This window comes from Novosphingobium sp. JCM 18896 (assembly GCF_025938095.1).
Lineage (GTDB): Bacteria > Pseudomonadota > Alphaproteobacteria > Sphingomonadales > Sphingomonadaceae > Novosphingobium.
Genome location: NZ_JAPCZF010000023.1, coordinates 1 through 2,483 on the forward strand (window position 1 = coordinate 1; position 2,483 = coordinate 2,483).

Below are 2,483 nucleotides of genomic sequence, written 5' to 3' on the forward strand. Positions count from 1 at the left end.
TGTGTTTCGGCGTGCAAGTGGTGCCCACCTGACTCGGTGATCGGCGCCTAATCGGGGACCACCCCCGGGTCATCTATGGTCGTCAGCTTTTTTGGTTGGCGACGAGGCGGAGGATGACGACGGTGGAGACGATTGGACGGATCAGGCGTGCGTATTTCGTGCAGCGGCAATCGGTGCGGGAGATCGCGCGGCGGCTGCATGTTTCGAGGAAGACGGTCAGGAAGGCGATCGAAGCGGAGGACGGCAAGTTCGGCTACGATCGCACGGTTCAGCCGAAGCCCAAGCTCGGCGCCCACGTTGCCGAGCTCGAGCGGTTGCTGGCGGAGAACGAGCGCAAGCCGCGGCGTGAACGGCTGACGCTGATCCGGCTGTTCGAGGCGCTGCGGGCGCAAGGATATGAGGGTGGCTACGATACGGTTCGCCGCCATGCACGTCGCTGGCAGCGTGAGGAAGTTGGTCGCACGGCGACCGCGTTCGTGCCGCTGAGCTTCGAGCCCGGCGAGGCCTACCAGTTCGACTGGAGTCATGAGGTCGTTGTGCTGGCGGGCGTGACGACGACGGTGAAGGTCGCGCATATGCGGCTGTGCCATAGCCGGATGTTCTTCGTACGTGCCTATCCCCGCGAGACGCAGGAGATGGTGTTCGACGCCCATGCTCGAGCCTTCGCCTTCTTTGGCGGCGTCTGCACGCGGGGGATTTACGACAACATGACCACCGCGGTGGATGCGGTGTTCCTGGGCAAGGAGCGCAAGTTCAACCGCCGCTTCCTGCAGATGTGCAACCATTATCTGGTCGAGCCGACCGCGTGCACGCCGGCGGCGGGATGGGAGAAGGGGCAAGTCGAGAACCAGGTGGGTGTAGTGCGCGAACGTTTCTTCACGCCCCGGCTGCGCTTTGCCAGCTACGAGGAGTTGAACGCCTGGCTGCTCGACCGCTGCCTGGAACATGCCAGTGCCCATCGGCATCCCGAGTGTCGTGACCGTACCATCGCTGACGTGTTCGAGGACGAGAAGCCGGCGCTGATGCGCATGCCGACGGCCCCGTTCGATGGCTTCCACTCCGTCACCGCCTCGGTCTCCAAGACGCTCCTGGTGCGGTTCGATTACAACAAGTACTCGGTGGCGGCCCGGGCTCTCGGGCGGCCGGTTGAGGTCCATGCCTATGCCGGCCGCATCGTCATCCGCCAGGGCGACGATATCGTCGCCGAGCACGATCGCCGCTTCGGCCGCGAGCAGACCGTTTATGATCCCTGGCACTATGTGCCGGTGCTGGCGAAGAAGCCTGGGGCGCTGAGGAACGGCGCGCCGTTTAAGCAGCTTGCGCTGCCCCCAGCACTGGAGCGTCTCCGCGGCAAGCTGAAGGGCAGCGACGATGGCGACCGGCAGATGGTCAAGATCCTGACGGCGGCCACGGTCGACGGTCTCGACGCGCTGGAAGCCGCCGCCGCCGAAGCATTGGCCCAGGGGGTTACGAGCGCCGATGTCGTGCTCAATATCCTGGCCCGGTCCCGATCGGCGCCGATGGAGCCCAGCATCGCCACGCCCGAGCATCTGCAGCTCAAGATCGAACCAATCGCCGATGCTGGCCGCTATGATCGGCTGCTGCCCGTGCGGAGGGCAGCATGATGATGGAGCGCCATGAGATCATCGACTTGATGGCCGAGTTGAAGCTCGCCGGCATGCGTCACGCCTATGATGAGGTCATTGCCGACGCCCTCAAGCGCCAGCACCCCGTCCAGCACGTCGTTGGCGACCTGCTGAAGGCTGAGGTCGCCGAGAAACACGCCCGTTCCATCAAGTACCAGATGACCGCTTCCAAGCTGCCGCTCGCCCGCGAGCTCGACGGCTTCGAGTTTGCCGGAACGCCGATCAACGAAGGGTTGGTGCGCGACCTTGCCGCCGGCAGCTTCCTCGCCAGCCAGCGCAATGTCGTGCTGGTCGGCGGCACGGGATCGGGAAAGACCCACCTCAGCATCGCCATCGCGCGCAACTGCATCCGCGGCGGCGCCCGCGTCCGGTTCTACAACACTACCGATCTGGTGAACCTGCTCGAACTGGAGACCCATCAGGGCCGGACCGGCAAGCTCGCCGAACATCTCTCGCGGCTTGACCTGCTGATCCTCGACGAACTGGGCTATCTGCCGTTCGCCCGTACCGGCGGACAGTTGCTGTTCCACCTCGTCAGCCGGCTCTATGAGCGCACCTCGGTCATCGTCACCACCAACCTCGCGTTCGGCGAATGGCCCACGGTCTTCGGCGATGCCAAGATGACCACCGCTCTGCTCGACCGGCTCACGCACCACTGCGACATCATCGAGACCGGCAACGATAGCTGGCGCTTCAAGAACCGCAGCTGACCACCACCTGGAAAAGAAGGCGATTTACGCCGTGGCGGGATGCCTCCGGGCTACGCCCTCCGCCATCCCGCCACGGCGTAAGCGCGCATCAAACCCTGGTCCCCTATTGCACGCCGATCCCGGTCCC

General features: G+C 64.8%; 2 protein-coding genes. Both read left to right on the forward strand.

What is annotated here, in order from left to right:
* Positions 1–113: 113 nt before the first annotated feature.
* Entirely contained in the window at positions 114–1,625 is a 1,512-nt protein-coding gene (gene istA / locus OLX23_RS25710; RefSeq protein WP_264448212.1) for an IS21 family transposase, read from the forward strand.
* Positions 1,625–2,356 (forward strand): IS21-like element helper ATPase IstB, encoded by a 732-nt coding sequence (istB, locus tag OLX23_RS25715; protein WP_277346340.1) that lies wholly within the window; start codon positions 1,625–1,627, stop codon positions 2,354–2,356. The genes istA and istB overlap by 1 nt, the downstream gene beginning before the upstream one ends.
* Positions 2,357–2,483 lie beyond the last annotated feature (127 nt).